An 18,543-nucleotide genomic window follows, 5' to 3' on the forward strand; every position below is an offset into this window, starting at 1 on the left:
AACGCGGCACCGGCGTCCGTCGCCGGCGGCGCGCCACCCAGCGAAGCAATCAGGGAAGACGAGGGAACGGATCAGACGTTTCTTTTCGTGGTCGGGCGGACGTCCAGTGCGCTAACCGATGCCGACGCACGGACAACGCGCTAACCCGGGGCGCCCGGAAAGCAATGATCAGGCGACGTTCCGGTGAACACCCGGCGCGCTGTCGCGGGGCCGACATCGAGCCCTTCGCCCGATGTATGACGATCACGCCGTGCGCCTGACCCGCGTGACCCGTGTGATCGGACCCGCGCTGGCGGTCCTGCTGCTGGCGGGCGTCGCCGCGCTCGCGATCGTGCCGCGGCTGCGCCCGGCCGGCGACGACAAGCTCGTGACCGTCCACGCACTGGTCGGGTCGGAGAAGCGGTCGTTCCTGACCGACCCCGAGGTGGTCTCGGTGCTGGCCAGGGCCGGCTACCGGCTGGTCGTCGACACCGCCGGCAGCCGGGAGATCACGACCCGGACCGACCTCGACAACTACGACCTCGTGTTCCCGGCGAACACCCCGCAGGCCGACCGCATCAAGCAGGCCCGGGGCCTGACCCGGTCGTACTCGCCGTTCTACTCGCCGATGGCGATCGCGACCTTCCGCCCGATCGCCGACCTGCTCGCCCGCGCCGGCGTGGTCCACACCGACGGCCCGGTGGCCACCTTCGACATGCACGCCTACCTGAAGCTGGTCCGCGACCACACCCGGTGGTCCGACCTGCCGGGAGCCGACGCCGTGTACCCCACGGACCGCTCGGTGCTGATCGCCTCGACGGACGTCCGCACCTCGAACTCGGCGGCGCTCTACCTGGCCCTCGTCAGCTACGTGGCGAACGGCGACGAGGTGGTCACCGACCGCGCCGCCGCCGAGCGGCAGGCCGAGTTCGCGGCGGGCCTGTTCGAACGCCAGGGCTACCTCGACAACTCGACCGCCGAGCCGTTCGACGAGTTCCTCGCCATGGGCATGGGGAAGGCGCCGATGGTGATGATCTACGAAGCGCAGTTCCTGGAACGGGTCCGGGCCGCCGACGGCTCGATCCGCCCCGACATGCTGCTGCTCTACCCCGAGCCGACCATCTTCGCCCGGCACACCGTCGTACCGCTGACCGACACCGGTGACGCGGTCGGGAAGCTCCTCTCCACCAGTCCGGACCTGGTCCGGCTGGCCATCCGCCACGGGTTCCGCCCCAGTGACCCGGCAGCCGCCGCGCAGGCGCGCGGGCAGGGCGCCGCGAACGCGGCCTCGGCGCCGCCCGAGCTGGTGAACACCGCGGAACCACCCAGCCAGGAGATCTCCGACCTGATGATCGAGCTCATCGCGGACGCCTACCGGACCGGCACCGGATGAAGCGGCCCCGCATGATCCGGCACCGTCTGAGCCGGCACCGTCTGAGCCGCCGCCGGCCGCGCGGCACACTCGCCCTGCTGATGGTCATCCTCACCACCGCGGCCGCCGCACTCGGCGCCTGCTCGGGCTCCGCCGGCAAGGACGGCGGTGATCCCGACCTTCGCGGCGGCACGCTGCGCATCCTCGCCGGCTCCGAGCTGCGTGACCTCGACGGGCTGCTGGACGACTTCCGCCGCCAGACGGGCATCGAGGTCACCCTGGAGTACACCGGCACCCTCGACGCCGTCGACCGCATCACCGCCGGGACGACGGACGCCGACGCCGCCTGGCTCGCCTCCGACCGCTACCTGCGCCTGGCCCTCGGGGACGCCCCGGACCGGAGCCGCACCATCGTCGACCGCGCGACCACGATGATGTCCCCGGTGGTGCTCGGGGTCCGCAGCGAGCTCGCGCGCCGCTTCGGCTGGGTCGACAACAAGGCGGTGACCTGGGCGGACGTCGCGCGGAAGGTCGCCACGGGCGAGTTCACCTATGCGATGACCAGTCCGTCGTCGTCCAACTCGGGGTTCTCCGCGCTCGTCGGCGTCGCCGCCGCGCTCGCCGGCACGTCCGACGCGCTGACCCTGGACGACATCCACCCGGTCGCGCTGACGTCGTTCTTCGCCGGCCAGGTGCTCACCGCCGGAAGCTCCGGATGGCTGACCGACGCGTTCGTCCGCTCGGCGACCCCGATCGGCGGGATGATCAACTACGAGTCGGAGATCCTCGCGCTGAACGCCGGGGCGCTGCGCGACGACCCACTCACGATCGTCTATCCCCGCGACGGCGTCATCACCGCCGACTACCCGCTGCAGCTCCTGCACGGCGACGCCGCCCACCGCGGCGCCTACGACCGGCTGGTCAGCTGGCTGCGCGCACCCGACGTCCAGCGCCGGATCGCCACCACGACCTACCGGCGCCCGGCGACACCCGGTGTGCGCCTCGACCCGGCTCCCTGGCCGGCCCCCGACCTGCCCGCCCAGCTGCCGTTCCCCGCCACCAGCGAGATCGCCGACCATCTGCTCGCCGCGTACCAGGACGAGTACCGCCGCCCCGCCCACGCGATCTTCGTCCTGGACGTCTCCCCCTCCATGCGGGGTGAGCGGCTGGAGCTGCTGCGCTCCACCCTGCGCGAGCTCGCCGGCACCGGAACGGGCTCCGGCACCGGCACCGGCACCGGCACCGACGACACCCTGGAGCAGCGGTTCGCCCGCTTCCGCGAACGTGAACGGGTCACCCTGATCACCTTCAGCGGGACGGTGCACGACACCCTGGAGTTCACCGTCAACGACCCGCAACCCGGATCGGCCGACCTCGCCGCCATCTCCGCCGCCGCCGACGGCCTGACGCTGGGTTCGGGCACCGCGATCTACTCGGCGCTGGAGGCCGCCTACCGCTACGTCGCGGACAGCGCGGCCGCCCCGGCCGACGGCGTGGCCCCCCTCACCTCGATCGTGCTGATGACCGACGGGGAGAACAACCAGGGCACCACGGCCGACGCATTCCACTCCTCCTATCTGGCCCTGCCGGATGCCGCCCGTTCGGTGCGGACCTTCACCGTGGTGTTCGGGGACGCCCGCGTCGACGAGATGCGGACCATCGCGGACTGGACCGGCGGCGCGATGTTCGACGCGCGGACGTCCTCACTCTCCGAGGCATTTCGGGAAATACGTGGCTATCAGTGAGCCTGTTCCATCGTCGGCTCGGACCTGCCGTATCCCCGGTGGCGCCCCGTGAGATGGAAAAGCCTCGGTAGGCGGGCACTGGCCTGGCTCGGCTCGACCCGCAACACCGTCGGCTGTGTGGCGGCGCTGGGCGGCGTCACACTCGGCGCCACCGGCGTGCTGCCCGCCGGGCTGTGGCCGCTCGCGACCGCGGCCCTCTACGTCGCCGGCGCCCTGGCGATCCCCACCCGCGGACGTCCACAGCCGCCCCCCGAAGCGCACTCCACGTCCGAGACACACCCGGCGCCCGGTGCGCTCACCACGCAAGAACCATTCACCACGCTAGAACCGTTCACCACGTCAGAACTGCTCACCACGTCAGAACCGTTCACCGCAGAGGTCCACAGCGCGCCCGAAACGCACACGGTCCCGGAAACGCACACCGCGACAGAGGCGCACACCTCACCCGAACGGAACCCCACGCCCGAACCGAACCCGTCGCCGGCGGGGCCGCTCGGTGCCGGCGCCCCGGCCCACCCGGCCCACCTGCGGGTGGTCCTGGGCGAGCGGATCGCGGCGATGTCCGGGCAGGCCGTTCCCGTCGAAGCGGACCTGATCTACGCGGTCCGCGTTCTCGCGGACGCTGTCGAAGCCTTCCTCGGGCTGCCGGAACCGGACCGTCGGCCCAGCCCGCACCGCACCCGCGCGAGCCGTACCGTCGAGCGCGTCGTTCTCGATCATCTACCGCGGGTGCTCGACGAGTACCTCGCGCTGCCCCGCCTCTACGCGACCCTGGGCCGGCGCGCCGACGGCCGCACGCCCCACCAGGCCGCACTCGACCAGGTCACGCTGCTGTCGTCCGCGGTCCGCGCGATCACCGCGGCCGCCCGAAGCGGCGATGCGCACCCGGGCGGCCTGGCGGGCGTCGTCGCCGCCCAGGAGCGCCTGCTGGCCGGCGAGCGCTCAGATCCGGGGCACGGTTCAGGTCCGGGGCACGGTTCAGCTCCGGGTCCCGGTTCGGGTTCGGGTCCCGGTTCGGGTTCGGGTCCCGGTTCGGGTTCGGGTTCGGCCGCGGATGGCCCGGTTCGCCCCGCCGGCTGACCCCGAACCCGGCCCACCGGTGCCGCCACGCGTGCATCGCCCGGGCGGCGGCCTCCGCCGTGGGGCATGCTCCGAGTCGATGGCCACCGCAGTCGACACCAGCGCACCGGACCACGGACCGGTCCGTGCCGTGGTCGGCGCGCGGGTCAGCGCATCCGGTTCCCGCACCCCGGCGAGGAGGCGCGAACCGACATCGTGGATGATCACGGCACAAACACGCCTCAACCAACACGGCGCGGGTGGCGACAACCCCCCGACGCATCATTCTGGGACGGTGCCGGTGCGGATCCGTGATCGGGCAGGATGGTCACAGACAGTGCCGATCGGCGCGGGACGTGACCACACATGCTGATGACCTACCTGTTGGGCCTGGGTTCCGCGGTCTGCTTCGGAGTCGCCGCGGTCATCCAGCAGCGCGTCGCCTTCCACGCACCTCCCGAGGACGTCCTGCGGCTTCGGCTGCTGCTGTGGCTCGTACGACGTCCGCTGTGGGACGCCGGTGTGCTCCTGTCCGCGGTCGGGACGTTCGCGGCGGCCGCGGCGTTGGCCCGGTCCACGGTCGCGTTCGTCGCGCCGCTGCAGGTCTGCCAGTTGCTCTTCGCACTGCCCCTGGCGGCGGTGTGGGCCCGCCGGCGGGTGCCGCGGCGGGACTGGGCGGCCGCGATCGCCACAGCGCTGGGGCTGGGCACCTTCCTGTTCGCCGGGGATCCGCACCAGGGCGAGGTGGAGGCCGCGACCACCGTCGGCTGGCTGCTGACCGGCCTGTCGATCGGTGGCCTCGCGACCTGGGCGGTGCTGGGCACCCGCCGGCTGGACCCGGCGCGCCGTGCCACCATGCTGGCCGGCGGCGCGGGCCTGCTGTCCGCCCTGCAGAGCGCCCTCGTGAGCGGTGTCGGCCGCCGCGTGGAGACCTCCGGTGTCGGTTCGATCTTCGGGTCCTGGGAGCTGTACGCGGTCGTCGTGGTCGCGCTGACCAGTGGCCTGCTGCTGCAGAGCGCCTACGAGATGGCCCCGCTGCCGGCGTCGCTGCCGGCGGCGGTGACGCTGGAGCCCCTCGGCGGTGTCGCCATCGGCGTGTTCCTGCTCGGTGGCATGCTCCGTGTCAGCCCCCTCGCGGTGGTGGGTGAGATCGCGGGCCTGGCCATCATGATTGTCGGCGTCCGCGTCCTGGCCAGCTCGCCGCTGGTCACCGGGCAGATGTCCCGGCTGCGCGCGCGGACGTCGCAGGGCCAGCTCTCACGGCTCGAGGATCTGCTGCACCGCGACCTGGAGGTGCTGCGCGACGACCTCGCGCGCGGGCGGCGCGCCAGCACCGACCGCGCCCAGCGTCGCCAGTACCGCCGCCTGCACCACGACCTCGACCGCATCCACTGCGAGCTGGCCCGGCTGGTCGACGACCGGGACCACCTCGATGCCCGCATCAACACGATGCGGGCGGCCAGTGTCGGTATCGGTGCCGGCCGCCGTGCCCCCGGCACCACGGCCGCCGCCGACACGCGCATCGCCGGCGGCACCGCCCCGGGCAGCACCGCCGGTGGCACCGCGGCCGGCGCGCTGCGTTCGGTGACGTCCTCGTCCCGGAACGGAACCAACGGGCAGGTCCCACGCTCGACGACCAGCCGACGCCCGACGGCCGGCCGCCCCTCCACCCGCGTGCCGCACGGTACCGGGCCGGGCCTCGGCCCGGTACCGCCACCCGGCGCCGGGACCGGTCCGGTGCCGATGCCGACACCGGTGCCCGCCGGATCGGTGTCCTCGCTGCCACCGGCCGGCCGCTCGCGGGCACGCGGCGGCGACGACGAACGGACCCGCGCGCGGGCACGCAACGGGGACGGACGCGCCAGGGACCACACTCCCGGCCACCCGGCTCCCGGCCACCCGGCGGGACCGGACCACCGTGCCAACGGGCACCGCGACGGCGACGACCATGCGGACGTCATCAGCGATCACGAGCTGGCGGCGTCCCAGCGCGCCCTCGACGCGCGGGCGGACGCGCTCCTGGCCCAGGCCGAGGTGCTGTCGGCGAAGGCGGAGACGATGCTGCGCTCGCTCGCGTCGTAACGTCGCTCCCCTACCAGGGACACGCTCTGACCTCAGTCGACGCAACACAGAAGACTAATTGTATGATGCACCCAACTTGCTGGCGCCGGGTTTCAGGCACGCCAGTCGACCACAGGAAGAGCACCGCCCCATGGACGAAAAGACAGCCGCGGCCCCCACGGCGAACACCGGACGAGCCCCGGCGATCAGGACCACGGCGCAGGAGACCCCGTCGGACCGCGGGCACCAGGTCGCGCAGCTCGCCGACGACGTCGCCCGGCTGATCCGCGGGCTCGCCCGCGCCCGCAGCCAGTTCCTCGCCCGGGCCCGGGATGACATGGAATGGGCGGCCCAGATCCTGATCTCGTATCTGGCCGCCGGTGGCCCGATGCGCCTCGGCGCCCTCGCCGCCGCCGTGCAGTCGGATCCGTCCACGGTCAGCCGGCAGGTCGCCGCCCTGGTCCGGGACGGCTTCGTGGAGCGACGCGCCGACCCGGCCGACGGGCGGGCCGTGGTCCTGGATGTCACCGAGGCCGGCCGGCAGGTCCACCGGGACCACATCAGAGTGCGCAACGAGCGCTACGAGGAGATGCTCGCTGCCTGGAGCAGCGAGGACCTCGCCACCTTCGCCGCCCTGTTGCACCGCTTCGGCGACGCGATGGAGATCCACCAGCCCAGCTGGTCGGCCAGGCCACACCGGTCCGACGCCGACCCCGACCCCGCCACCGACACCGACACCGACGCCTCGCCAAGACCGGACAAGGAACAGGACGACCGATCATGAGCTCAGCCGGCGCGACCTCCACCTCGGCCGTGCCCGCCACGCCAGGCGGGCCGAACGGGCCAGGGGGGCCCGCCGCGCCGGCACCGGGGGCGCTCACCCATCGACAGATCATGACCATCGTCACGGCACTGCTGCTGGGCACGTTCCTCGCCGCGCTCGACCAGACGGTGGTCTCGACGGCCATCCGCAGCATCGGCGACGACCTGCACGGCCTGTCCGCCCAGGCCTGGGTGACCACCGCGTTCCTCATCACCTCGACGATCACCACACCGCTCTACGGCAAGCTCTCGGACATCTACGGCCGCAAGCCGCTGTTCCTGCTCGCGATCTCGATCTTCGTCGTCGGCTCCGTCCTGTGCGGGATGGCGTCGAGCATGTACGTGCTGGCCGGGTTCCGCGCCCTGCAGGGGCTCGGGGCCGGTGGCCTGTTCTCGCTCGCGATGTCGATCATGGCCGACATCCTGTCGCCGCAGCAGCGCCCGAAGTACATGGCGTACTTCATGGCGACGTTCGCGACGTCCAGCGTCGCCGGGCCGGTCATCGGCGGGTTCCTGGCCGGTCAGGACAGCGTGGCCGGGCTGGCCGGCTGGCGCTGGATCTTCTGGATCAACGTCCCGATCGGCCTGATCGCGCTGGTCGTCGTCAACCGGGTCCTGCGCGGGGGCGGGAAGCGGGGCAGCACCCGCATCGACTGGTGGGGCACCGTCGCGATCATCGCGGCGGTCGTGCCCCTCCTGCTCGTCGCCGAACGGGGCCGGGAATGGGGCTGGGGCTCGGCCGTCTCCATCACCTGTTACGTTGTCGGCGCCATCGGCCTGGCCGGGTTCGTCGTCGCCGAGCGGCACATGGGCGACGACGCGCTGATCCCCCTGCGGCTGTTCGGTGGCCGGACGTTCTCCGTCGGCACGGTGCTCTCGATCATCGTCGGTATCGGCATGTTCGGCGGGCTCGCCGTCGTCCCGCTCTACCTCCAGATCATCAAGGGCGCGTCCCCCACCGAGGCCGGCCTGCTGCTGCTGCCCATGATGCTCGGCGTCATGATCGCGTCGATGACCTCCGGGCGCGTGATCGCGAGGACCGGCCGCTACCGCGTCTACCCGCTCGTCGGCTTCTCGTGCATGGTCGCCGCACTCGGCCTGCTGTCGTTCGTCGGCGCGGACACACCGCTGTGGCGGACGGAGCTCGCCATGCTGCTGTTCGGCCTCGGGCTGGGCCAGACCATGCAGACCCTCGTCGTGGCGATGCAGAACAGCGTCGCCCCGCGTGACATCGGCGTCGCGACCTCGTCGGCCACCTTCTTCCGGCAGATCGGCGGAACGCTCGGCACCGCGGTGTTCCTGTCGATCCTGTTCGGCGCGGCGCCCGAGCGGATCACCGACGCCTACCAGGCCGCCGCTGGCACCACCGCGTTCGGCGCGGCCGCCGCCGCGCACCCCGACCAGCTTCGCCAGGTGACGTCGAGCGGCTCACTGGACGACTCCGGCTTCCTCCAGCACATCGAGCAGGCCATCGCACACCCGTTCATGGTCGGCTTCTCCGATGCGATGGACCTGGTCTTCCTGGTCGGCGCCGCGACCGTGGTGATCGGCGTGCTGCTCGCGCTGTTCCTGCCCGAGGTGCCGCTGCGCACCATGTCGGGCCTGGAGGCCGCCCGAGCCGATGCCGCTACCGCCGACGCGGCGACACCGGCCACCCCCGTCGCCGCCCCCGACACCGCGAGCGTGGAGATCATGATCCCCGAGCCGGCCGCCGGCAACCCGCTGGAGGCGGCCACCGACGACGCCACTGCCAGCGCTGCTGCCAGCGCCACCGACCCCGCCCCGGCCGGCGCCCAGGTCGAGGCGGAACCCCAGGTCGAGGCTGAGCCCCGGGACGAGGCCGAGCCCCAAGACAAGGCCGACGACGAGGCCCCAGACCACCCCCGGACCGAGTCTCAGGCTCAGGCCGGGACGGCTTCCTGATCCTGGCGCTGCCTCGCCCGCCCCAGGCTCTCCGCGAACATCGACGTGATGAACCAGTCCGGGAACTGGCGGACGAGACCGGCCGGACCGGTCAGCCGCACCTGCCCGCTCATCCGCAGCTCCCGGAAGGTGGCGACGCTCATCAGCCACCGGAGCATGGCCGAGGTCGGCGCCTCGATCACGAGGTCGGGCTCACGCGCGGGCTCCTCCTGGCACACGGTGACCCCGCCGTCGGCGATGTCCAACCAGCCCTGGGCCGCGCCGGGGCCGGTGAGCACCAGGTGGACCACGGTCCGCTCGGCTGGCAGCGCCCCGGGATTCACGCACTGGTGCAACCGCCACATGAGCGTCAGCCCGTCGCATTCCTCGTCCGTGGGATCGCCGAACGTCCACTCGGCCGCCCACTGACCAAGGGACCACACCACAGACGACAACGCCGCGCCTGATGCGGTCAGCGAGTAGCGCACCTGCTGACCCCGGGGCGCCGGTTCCTTCCAAACAAGCCCGCGGCGCTCCAGCATGCGCAGCCGCTGGGACAGCAGCGTCCGGCTCAGTCTGGGCAGGCCACGGGCAATCTCGTTGAATCCGGTCGCCCCAACGCTCAGTTCACGGATGACCAGCGGCGTCCACCGGTCACCAAGGATCTCCACTCCGACCGCGATCGGGCAGTACTCAACGTGGCCAGTCATACTCGGATGGTCCCATTACAACGACGTCAACGGGGACGTCGATCCGGTTCCCGACAGCGCCACCAGTACGAGATCGATACTCGTCGACCCACTCCCCCGCGACGCATGCTTACCCCTGTCGCCGCAGCCCGCACGCATGGCGACCATCCGAGGGGAGCACAGCATGTCCACCACCCAGACCTCACCGGACCTGGCCGCGATCACCGCACGTCAGCAGAAGACGTGGTCCAGCGGAAACTTCGCGAAAATCGCCTCCCGCATCGTGCTCTCGAGCGAGCTGCTGGCCGACGCCGCCGACCTCCGCGCCGGCTGGCATGTCCTCGATGTGGCCTCCGGAACGGGAAACGCGGCCATCGCCGCGGCCCGGTCGGGTGCCCGGGTCATCGGCACCGACTACGTTCCCGAGCTGCTGCGGGAGGCCGACGTCCGCGCCCGCGCGGAGGGTCTCGACGTCGAGTTCCGGGTCGCCGACGCCCAGCACCTGCCGTTCGCGGACGACAGCTTCGACGCCACGCTGAGCGTGTTCGGCTCGATGTTCGCCCCCGACCATCGCCGCACCGCCGCCGAGATGGTGCGGGTCACCCGCCCCGCGGGCACCATCGGCCTCGCGTCCTGGACGCCCGACGGCTTCATCGGCGACGTGTTCCGGGTCATCTCCGCGCACGTCCCGCCGCCGGCGGGCGTCGCGTCCCCGCTGCTGTGGGGCACTCGCGAGCATCTGAACGACCTTTTCGGCGGCGCGATCGGAAAGGCCGAGTCGGTCGAGCAGACCTGCACGTTCCGCTTCACCTCCGCCGAGGACTTCGTCGTGTTCTTCCGCCGCTGGTACGGGCCGACCCTGAAGGCGTTCGAAGCGCTCGACGAGGCCGGCCGTGACCAGCTCGCCGCCGAGCTGGTCGACCTGGCCCGTCGCTGGGACCGGTACCGCGGCGCCGAGAGTGCCGTCGCCCTGCCGTCGACCTACCTGCAGACGGTGCTCACGCTCCGCTAGTCGACGGCAGCACCACCGCGTCGGGGCACCGGTCAGTGCCCCGGCAGACGCGGCACCAGCACGACGAGCCCGGCAGGCGGGACGCCATCACCCGTCAGCTGCGGGCGCATTTCAGAATCCATTGGATAAACCGGACAGATTTGCTGGCCTTGTCGCCATCACGACAAAGGCGGTCTCGCTGAAGAAGAAGGTCCCCGCGGCTTCGGCGGCGCGTAGCTGTTCCCGCCATGAGGCGATCTCCTCGGCGGCGACGCGCCCCCTGCCCGCCTACGCACAACGGCGAACCGCTTCGGTCACCTCCCCGAGACGCAGTTCCGTCGCCTCGGACAATGTGGTGCGCACGGTGGTGACCGCACGCACCGATTCAAGGTGCAGCCCGCTGTTGCGGACGAGCCCGGCCAGCCGTCGCCCCATCCAGGGGTCGGCAGCGGCCATGTTGGCGTAGAGAACCGGCAGCTCCGCGTATGTGAGCAGGAAACGGCGGGCGAGATCACGGTTCTCGATCGCCACCACAATCGTCTCGAAATCCGTGTGGGCGACAACCGCCCGTCCCCCCGGCCGCAGGATGCGGGCGACCTCACGGAGCAGCGCGGCCGGCTCGACCAGACATTCCAACGTGTTGTGGGAGACGGCGACGTCGAACGCACCGTCCGCGAAGGGCAGCGGCCTGCTGAGGTCATGCCGGAGAACGCGGACGGCAGGTAGCCGAGCGGCCAGCGCGGCCAGTGCGTCCTCGTCGACATCGACGGCGGTCGGGGAACATCCGCCCGGCGGGACGCGGGCACCGATCTCGACCAGCGTGTCGCCCGTTCCGGCCCCCAGGTCGACCACAGTGCCCGCGTTCCAGCCAGACACGAGATCCGCGACAAGGCTGTGCACCGTGGTCTCCCCGACAGCGGTCCGCTCCTCGCGCACAGCGCCCTACCCCCTGAAGAACCAGCTGACGGAGCCCGCTGCCCGCCACCGATGACTTCCGCCGGCCCGCCTGGTCTACCAGGACGTACCCGTCGCGCTATCGACCTGGAGACCCATCGTGACCACTCCCGCACACCCGGGCCGCATGCTGTTCGTAAGCATCCCCGTCGCGGACCTCGAGCGCAGCAAGGAGTTCTTCGCGAAGCTCGGGTTCGCCTTCAACCCGAGCTTCACCGACGAGACCGGCGCCTGCATGCTGGTCGGCGAGCAGGCCAGCGTGATGCTGGTCAGCCACCAGAAGTTCGCAGAGCTCTCGAAGCTGCCGATGGCCGATCCCGCCACGCACACGCTGGCGCTCTACTGCTTCAGCGTGTCGTCCCGCGAGGAGGTCGACACGGTCGCCGAGGCCGCGCTGGCCGCGGGTGGCGTCGAGGCGGACGGCCTGGAGGACTACGGCTTCATGTGCTCGCGCAGCTTCTTCGACCTCGACGGCCACGGCTGGCAGGTCATGTGGATGGATCCGGCCGCCGTGCAGAAGGGCCCCGAGGAGTTCGCGACCTCGGCGCAGGACGCCCCGGCCTGACCTGACACCGGCGCAGGCCGGCACCGCCCGCGCCTCTCCGGAAAGCGGTGCGGCGCCGGCCTGTCTCCGTCCGGGCCGCCGACGGACCACGGTGGGCGGAGCGGCGTGGCCACACCGCGGTCGCGAGTCGCCGTCGTCCTATCCTGTGCGGATGCGGGAGTCCACGACGAGCAACGAACAGCCAGCGCGCGGCTTCGAGCTGATCTGCGAGATCGAGCCGCCGACCCGGCCGGACCTGACTCACGCGCGCCATCAGATCGGTGTGCTGAGCCCCGTCGCCGACGCCTTCCTCATCCCCGACAACCACATCGGGCGGGCGACCGTGTCGAGCATCGCTGTCGCCCACGAGGTGCAGACGATGGGGGGACGCAGCATCGCGTGCGTGAACTCCCGTGACCGCAACCTGCTGGGCCTGCGCCGCGACCTGCTCACCGCGGCGGCCTACGGCGTCGAGGAGTTCCTGTTCGTCCGCGGCGACAAGCCCAGCGCCGGGAACCGGACGGGCGACCTGACGGTGCGCGCGATGATCGATGAGGCCCGCGCGGCCGGCGAGGATCCCGTCTTCGCGGACATGCCGGCGTTCCGGGTCGGAGCCGCGGCCGGTCTGCGGCCGTTGCCCGCCTGGAAACAGGCTGCCGACTTTCTGTTCGTGCAGGTCAGCTACTCGGTGGACGCCCTGCTGCGCTGGCGCGACGCCCACCCGGTCGAACTGCCGGTCTACGCCGGCGTGATGGTCCTCGCGAGCGCGGGGATGGCCCGCCGCCTCGCCGCGACGATCCCCGACATCGACATCCCCGACGACCTCGTCCAGGCCGTCGAACGGGACCGGGCGGCCGGGGTCGAAGCGGCCTGCGACCAGGTGCTGCGGCTACGCGACAGCGGCGCCTTCGCCGGTGCGCACCTCGTACCGGTCAGCCGCTACCGCCAGGTCGCCGCCCGGCTTGAAGATCTTCTCTGACTCCCGGACGCCGGTTGGATCAGTCGGCGGCCTTCGCTCCCCCGACACCTCGTGACGCGGGCGCGGATCGCGATGTCGGGCAGAATGCCCCCATGGCCACCCCGCGCCGTACCGGCACCGAGAGCTCGGCGACCCGGGCGTTCCTGCTCGACGTCACTGAGCGCATCATGCGCGAGGATGGCTACGCCGCGGTCAGCTCACGGACCGTGGCGAAGAGCGCCGGGGTCACTCCCGCACTGATCCACTACTACTTCCCGACGCTCGACGATCTGTTCGTCGCGCTGTTCCGGCGTGGCGCTGAGCGCAACCTCGAGCGGCAGGAGGTCCTGCTGGCCTCGTCACAGCCGTTGCATGAGATCTGGGCGCTCGTCACCGATGCCGCCCGTACCGCCCTGTTGACCGAGTTCATGGCACTGGGAAACCATCGAAAGATCATCCGCGACGAGATCGCCGAATACTCGAAGCGCTCCCGGCGGCAGCTGACGGACCTTCTGACGAGCCGGATGGCGCAGTACGAGCCCGGCCTTGCGGAGATCCCGCCGCCCGCGCTGATCTTTCTGATCGGCGCCGTGAGTCGTGCGTTCGTCTCGGAGCAGGCCATCGGTGTCTCCGAGGGCCACGCCGAGATGCTGGAACTCGTGGAGCGGCTGCTCGCACGGCTCGAACCCCGCCAGCCGACCGCTTCCGACGGTTCCTGACCTCGGCTCACCGCGGTCAGCCCGCGTGCAGGATCCGCAGGGCGCGGGCGGAGAGCATCGCGGCGCTTCTGCCGCGTGACGCCATCCGCTCGTCGGTGGACTCCCCACGGGCGTAGCGGGCGTAGAGCTGCTGGCGGATGATCGCGATCCGCCAGCAGGCGAACGCCTCGTACCAGGCGACGGCGGCGAGGTCGAGGTCGCTGTGCGCCGCGTAGCGGTCGACCACCTCATCGCGGGTCGGTAGTCCCAGCGTTTCCATGCCGGGGTCGTGCGCGGCGTGGTCGTCATCCGTGTCGGCGGGGTCGGGCCAGTAGTTCAGCAGGGTGCCCAGGTCGACCAGCGGGTCGGCGAGGGTGGTCATGTCCCAGTCGAAGACGGACGCGACCCGTTCCGGGTGGCCCGGGAGGAACTGGCAGTTGTTGATTTTGAAGTCGTTGTGCACGAGGGCCGCGGCCTGGCTCACCGGCAGGCGCCCGGCGAGCAGTTCGGCCGCGGCCGTCATCGCGGCGTCGTGCGCCCGGTCGGCCCACGGCGCGACGCGCCCCCAACGGTCACGCCACCCGGCCAGCTGCCGTTCGAGGAATCCGTCCGGGCGTCCAAGCCGTTCCAGGCCGCAGGCGACCGGGTCGACCGTGTGCAGGTCCGCGAGGGCATCCACGGTGGCGAGGCCGAGGTGGTGGGCCACGGCGTGCCCGCCGAGCTCGTCGGGAATCACGCCCCACACCACGATGCCGGAGCGATACTGCGAGACCATGAACTCGCTGCCGGCGACCTCGGTGTCGTCGCAGAACAGGAACGCGCGCGGCGCGCGGTCATAGGCCTGCCACAGCTGGGACAGCACCCGGTACTCACGCCGCATGTCGTGGGCCCCGGGCGCGATCACGCCGAACGGCGGGCGGCGCAGGACGAACCGGTGGTCACCGAAGCGCACCAGGTAGGTGAGGTTCGCCGCCCCGTTCGGGAACTGCAGCACATCCATCGGCCCGTCCACACCGAGTCGCGGGGCGAGGTGGTCCCTGATCCGTCCCCAGGGCAGATCCTGGCCGGGACGGACCGGTGCGACCTCGGGCGGGATGCCGGCGGCGGGGCCGGTCATCGGTCCGCCTCCCGGGAACCCCCGCACCCGGACCGGCGCGGGGTACCCGGCCCAGTCAGCAGGGACGGCCCAGTTGGCAGGGAGAACCTGGTCGAGGACCTAACCGGCATGGACGGCCCGTTCGATCCGCTCGGCGAACTGCTCGCGCGCGGCGGCACGGCGGGCGGGCAGGTGACCGGACGGGAACAGCCCCGCCGCCGGCTGGTACCCCGCCAGCAGCGAACGCGCCAGGTTCGTCTTGTGGATCTCGGTGGCGCCGTCGGCGAGGCCCATCTGGAAGCTCTCCAGCACCCAGGCCCCGAACGGCATCTCGGCGGAGACACCCAGCGAGCCATGGATCTGCAGAGCCCGCGCGGCGACGTCGTGAAGAACCTTGGGCATCGCCGCCTTGACCGCCGAGATGTCGGCACGCACTCGCTCGTAGTCGTCGTAACGGTCGATCCGCCAGGCGGTACGCAACACGAGCAGACGGAACTGCTCGATCTCGATCCACGAGTCGGCGATCATCTCCTGCACCAGTTGCTTGCGGGCCAGCGGCTCGCCCTTGGTGACACGGCTCAGCGCCCGCTCGCACATCATCGCGAACGCCTCACGCACCAGCCCGACGGTCCGCATCGCGTGGTGGATCCGGCCACCACCCAGCCGGGTCTGCGCCACCGCGAACCCCTGCCCACGCCCGCCGAGCAGGTGATCGGCAGGAACCCGCACGTCCTCGTAACGGATGTAGGCATGTGCCCCGCTCTCGGCATCCTGGCCGGCGACGGCCACGTTGCGCACGATCGTGATGCCTGGCGTGTCCGCCGGGACGACGAACATCGACTGGCGTCGGTGTGGCCCGGCGTCCGGTTCGGTCACCGCCAGCACGATCAGGAACGACGCGTACCGGGCATGGCTGGAGAACCACTTCTCACCGTTGATCACCCACTCGTCGCCGTGCAGCTCCGCGCGGGTGACGAACTGGGTCGGATCGCTGCCCCCCTGCGGCTCGGTCATGGAGAACGCCGACACGATCCGGCCGTCGACCAGCGGCTCGAGATAGCGATTCCGGAGCATGTCGGTACCGAAGCGGGCGAGGATCTCCGCGTTGCCGGAATCGGGTGACTGGCAGCCGAAGACCACCGGCGCCGTGTGCGACCGGCCGAGGATCTCGTTCATCAGCGCGAGTTTGAGCTGGCCGTACCCCAGGCCGCCGAGTTCCGGGCCGAGGTGGCAGGCCCACAGCCCGCGCTCGCGCACCTTGGCCTGCAGGGGTGGGATCAGCTCCGCCCGCAGCGGGTCCCGGATGTCACGCGCGTTCGAGACCAGCATGTCGACCGGCTGTACCTCGGCGCGCACAAACGAGTCGATCCAGTCGAGCTCGGCCTGAAAATCGGGATCCGTCTCAAAGTCCCAGCCCATGCACACTCCCCCGTACCGGACGGCGCCCACCGGTCGGCGAACGAAGCCGAGTCGATGCTAATCGACCGTTCAGCAAGATGCGCGGATTCGCCTCCCGGTCAGGCCGGAGGCTTGACGGGTGCGAGGCCTGAGCGGTCGGCGACCTCGCATCCCACGCAGGCCCGATCCCGCCTCGGCGCGCTCGCAGGCCCGGCGCCGAGGCGCCACCAGGAGAATTCTCGGCGCCAAGACCACGAACGCACGGAAAGCCTTGACCGTTCGACAGACAGCTGCTAAACCATCGTTCAGCACAGTAGGTCGCAGCAGTCCCTGCGCTGGAGCAGCGGAGCCGATCAATGGCTCTTTTCAGTAGGCGCGGAACAGCCCCTCCAGACCGGGTCGGGTTGACACCGGGGCCATTTCCCACACCGCGGTCAAGATCGTATTTGGAGGAGGGACTGCCTTGGCTCGGCGTGTCGTCACACAGGGCCTGTTCGACCGGCCGTCGCAGGCTCCCCGGCGCATCGGATCGACAGGCCAGGCCTGCGTGGCCATGACATTCGTTCGGCGCAACGGCGGGCCCAGCCACAGCGTCCCGCACGTCATCGAGCGGATCGGCCGATGAGCGCGACAGGGCGGTCCGCGGTGGCGCTGGTGCCCGAGGGGTTCGTCCCACCGGTCGATGCCGAGACCGTGACCGTCGAGGAGTTCCGGGCCGCGGCCGGCGCCTGGCTCGACGAGCACGCCACCGAACTGGCCAAGCCCGTGAACGACCACTCCCTCGACGCGGAGATCACCCAGCTGGGCAGGGTCCGCCGCGCGCTCTACGACGCGGGCTGGATGCGCTACGGCTGGCCGGTCGAGGCCGGCGGCCTAGGCGGTCCGGACATCCTGCGGGCGGTGCTCGGCGAACAGATCGCCGAGCGGGACCTCACCGACGCGACCAACTTCTCCCTGGTCGAGGTGCTGGCCCCGACGATGATCTCGTACGCGAGCCCGGAGCTGGCCGCCCAGATGCTGCCCCGGTTGCTGTCCGGGCGCGAGCACTGGTGCCAGGGGTTCTCCGAGCCCGGCTCCGGCTCCGACCTCGCGTCACTGAACACCCGCGCCACGCGGCGCGACAACGGCGACTGGGTGGTCAACGGCCAGAAGGTGTGGACCTCGCTCGCCCAGTACGCGCGGCGCTGCGTCCTGCTCACCCGGACCGCTCCAGGCCACGGCGGAATCACCGCGTTCTTCGTCGACATGGACACCCCCGGGATCACGGTCCGCCCGCTGCGCACCATGCACGGCATCGACGAGTTCGCCGAGGTGTTCCTCGACGACGTCGTCGTGCCGAACGAGCGGATGCTCGGCAGCCCCGGCGACGGCTGGCGACTCGCGAACGACCTGCTCCCCTACGAGCGGTCCACCTGCTTCTGGCACCGGATCACCTATCTCTACACCCGGCTCGACCTGCTGCTGGCGGACGTCGAGAAGGAGGAGACCGAGCCGACGGCGACAACCGACGCCGCCCTCGGCGCCGCCTACCTCGCGCTGCACACGATCCGCAGCCGATCACGCGACACGCAGCGGCGGCTCGCCGCCGGCGAGCACCTCGGCCCGGAGACGTCCGTCGACAAGATCCTGCTCGCGACAGCGGACCAGAAGCTGTTCGACACCGCACGCGACGTCCTGCCCGGCGCCGTCGAGCTGACCGACACGCACTGGCGCACCGAATACCTGTACTCGCGGGCCGCGACCATCTACGGCGGCACCGCCGAGATCCAGCGCAACATCGTCGCCCGCCGGCTCCTCGACCTGGGCAGGGAATAGCCATGGACACGGCGGAACGGAAACTGCCCGCCAGAGCCGCCAAGCCGGCGCTCTCATCCGCGCCCAGCACACCGCCCCCCCGGCTGACCGGGGCGTAGCCGAACGGCCTGGGCCTACCAGCGTGCCGACCGGCATGCTGGCTGACGCGGCCGGTGACGTGCCGGCTGGGTGACCAGACGTCTGCGCCAGGTCGTCGATCTGCGTTCACGCGACGAGTTGTGCGCGAATGGTGAATATGTGGTTCCACCCGCACGGTCGACCCGGCCGCCGATCACACGCGGCGACCTTCGCGCGATCGTCCGCTTCGCCCTCATCCTCGGAGGCCCACGCGCCTACAGGTTCCCCGCGGCACTCCCCAGCGCCGACGAGGGGACATCCGAGACGAAGCGGACCAGATCGCCAACAGAAGACGGATACATCAACAGAAAGACTATCCAAACCGGATAGATTGATGGCCCGT

At 71.3% G+C, this 18,543-nt stretch carries 15 protein-coding genes; 11 read left to right on the forward strand and 4 right to left on the reverse strand.

Annotated elements, in window-relative coordinates:
* Positions 1 to 250 precede the first annotated feature (250 nt).
* The 6 genes from ACG83_RS33615 to ACG83_RS33640 all read left to right on the forward strand — a co-directional run bounded on the left by ACG83_RS33615 (position 251) and on the right by ACG83_RS33640 (position 8,961).
* On the forward strand, positions 251 to 1,372 hold the full coding sequence (locus ACG83_RS33615) for a hypothetical protein (RefSeq protein ID WP_369812936.1): 1,122 nt from the start codon (positions 251 to 253) through the stop codon (positions 1,370 to 1,372).
* 11 nt (positions 1,373 to 1,383) lie between these two features.
* Positions 1,384 to 3,096: a VWA domain-containing protein gene (locus tag ACG83_RS33620; protein ID WP_235498349.1), complete on the forward strand. Its 1,713-nt coding sequence runs from the start codon at positions 1,384 to 1,386 to the stop codon at positions 3,094 to 3,096.
* 48 nt (positions 3,097 to 3,144) lie between these two features.
* Positions 3,145 to 4,176, forward strand: coding sequence for a hypothetical protein (locus ACG83_RS45590; protein WP_054570273.1), 1,032 nt, complete (start codon positions 3,145 to 3,147; stop codon positions 4,174 to 4,176).
* Positions 4,177 to 4,521: 345 nt separating this feature from the next.
* Positions 4,522 to 6,237, forward strand: coding sequence for a DMT family transporter (locus ACG83_RS33630; RefSeq protein WP_054570274.1), 1,716 nt, complete (start codon positions 4,522 to 4,524; stop codon positions 6,235 to 6,237).
* Positions 6,238 to 6,367: 130 nt separating this feature from the next.
* On the forward strand, positions 6,368 to 7,000 hold the full coding sequence (locus ACG83_RS33635) for a MarR family winged helix-turn-helix transcriptional regulator (protein WP_054570275.1): 633 nt from the start codon (positions 6,368 to 6,370) through the stop codon (positions 6,998 to 7,000).
* The gene (locus tag ACG83_RS33640; protein ID WP_054570276.1) at positions 6,997 to 8,961 is read left to right on the forward strand and encodes an MDR family MFS transporter; all 1,965 of its coding nucleotides are present in this window, start codon (positions 6,997 to 6,999) and stop codon (positions 8,959 to 8,961) included. Before ACG83_RS33635 ends, ACG83_RS33640 begins: the two co-directional genes overlap by 4 nt.
* Here the strand turns inward: ACG83_RS33640 and ACG83_RS33645 are convergent.
* Complete coding sequence (locus tag ACG83_RS33645; RefSeq protein WP_054570277.1) at positions 8,940 to 9,650, reverse strand: helix-turn-helix domain-containing protein; 711 nt, start codon at positions 9,648 to 9,650, stop codon at positions 8,940 to 8,942. The genes ACG83_RS33640 and ACG83_RS33645 overlap by 22 nt on opposite strands.
* A 163-nt stretch (positions 9,651 to 9,813) precedes the next feature.
* Here ACG83_RS33645 and ACG83_RS33650 point away from each other — a divergent pair, with 163 nt between their 5' ends.
* The gene (locus ACG83_RS33650) at positions 9,814 to 10,641 is read left to right on the forward strand and encodes a class I SAM-dependent methyltransferase (RefSeq protein ID WP_054570278.1); all 828 of its coding nucleotides are present in this window, start codon (positions 9,814 to 9,816) and stop codon (positions 10,639 to 10,641) included.
* A gap of 267 nt (positions 10,642 to 10,908) precedes the next feature.
* On the opposite strand, the gene ACG83_RS33655 is transcribed toward ACG83_RS33650, so the two are convergent.
* The gene (locus ACG83_RS33655; RefSeq protein WP_235498350.1) at positions 10,909 to 11,556 is read right to left on the reverse strand and encodes a methyltransferase domain-containing protein; all 648 of its coding nucleotides are present in this window, start codon (positions 11,554 to 11,556) and stop codon (positions 10,909 to 10,911) included.
* Positions 11,557 to 11,701: 145 nt separating this feature from the next.
* Here ACG83_RS33655 and ACG83_RS33660 point away from each other — a divergent pair, with 145 nt between their 5' ends.
* The 3 genes from ACG83_RS33660 (at position 11,702) to ACG83_RS33670 (ending at position 13,795) form a co-directional block, all read left to right on the forward strand.
* On the forward strand, positions 11,702 to 12,139 hold the full coding sequence (locus ACG83_RS33660; RefSeq protein ID WP_054570369.1) for a VOC family protein: 438 nt from the start codon (positions 11,702 to 11,704) through the stop codon (positions 12,137 to 12,139).
* Positions 12,140 to 12,290: 151 nt separating this feature from the next.
* Positions 12,291 to 13,097, forward strand: a complete 807-nt coding sequence (locus ACG83_RS33665) for a methylenetetrahydrofolate reductase (RefSeq protein WP_054570279.1) — start codon at positions 12,291 to 12,293, stop codon at positions 13,095 to 13,097.
* A 92-nt stretch (positions 13,098 to 13,189) separates the two neighbouring features.
* On the forward strand, positions 13,190 to 13,795 hold the full coding sequence (locus tag ACG83_RS33670) for a TetR/AcrR family transcriptional regulator (RefSeq protein ID WP_054570280.1): 606 nt from the start codon (positions 13,190 to 13,192) through the stop codon (positions 13,793 to 13,795).
* A 16-nt stretch (positions 13,796 to 13,811) separates the two neighbouring features.
* On the opposite strand, the gene ACG83_RS33675 is transcribed toward ACG83_RS33670, so the two are convergent.
* Both ACG83_RS33675 and ACG83_RS33680 read right to left on the reverse strand, forming a co-directional pair.
* Positions 13,812 to 14,891: a phosphotransferase family protein gene (locus ACG83_RS33675; RefSeq protein ID WP_054570281.1), complete on the reverse strand. Its 1,080-nt coding sequence runs from the start codon at positions 14,889 to 14,891 to the stop codon at positions 13,812 to 13,814.
* Positions 14,892 to 14,990: 99 nt separating this feature from the next.
* Positions 14,991 to 16,289 carry an acyl-CoA dehydrogenase family protein gene (locus tag ACG83_RS33680; RefSeq protein ID WP_054570282.1) on the reverse strand — a complete coding sequence of 433 codons (1,299 nt, stop codon included), beginning with the start codon at positions 16,287 to 16,289 and terminating at the stop codon, positions 14,991 to 14,993.
* A 600-nt stretch (positions 16,290 to 16,889) separates the two neighbouring features.
* Here ACG83_RS33680 and ACG83_RS33685 point away from each other — a divergent pair.
* Entirely contained in the window at positions 16,890 to 18,083 is a 1,194-nt protein-coding gene (locus tag ACG83_RS33685; protein ID WP_083473809.1) for an acyl-CoA dehydrogenase family protein, read from the forward strand.
* The last annotated feature ends 460 nt before the right edge of the window (positions 18,084 to 18,543 follow it).

It is taken from the genome of Frankia sp. R43, from assembly GCF_001306465.1.
GTDB classification, from domain to species: domain Bacteria; phylum Actinomycetota; class Actinomycetes; order Frankiales; family Frankiaceae; genus Parafrankia; species Parafrankia irregularis.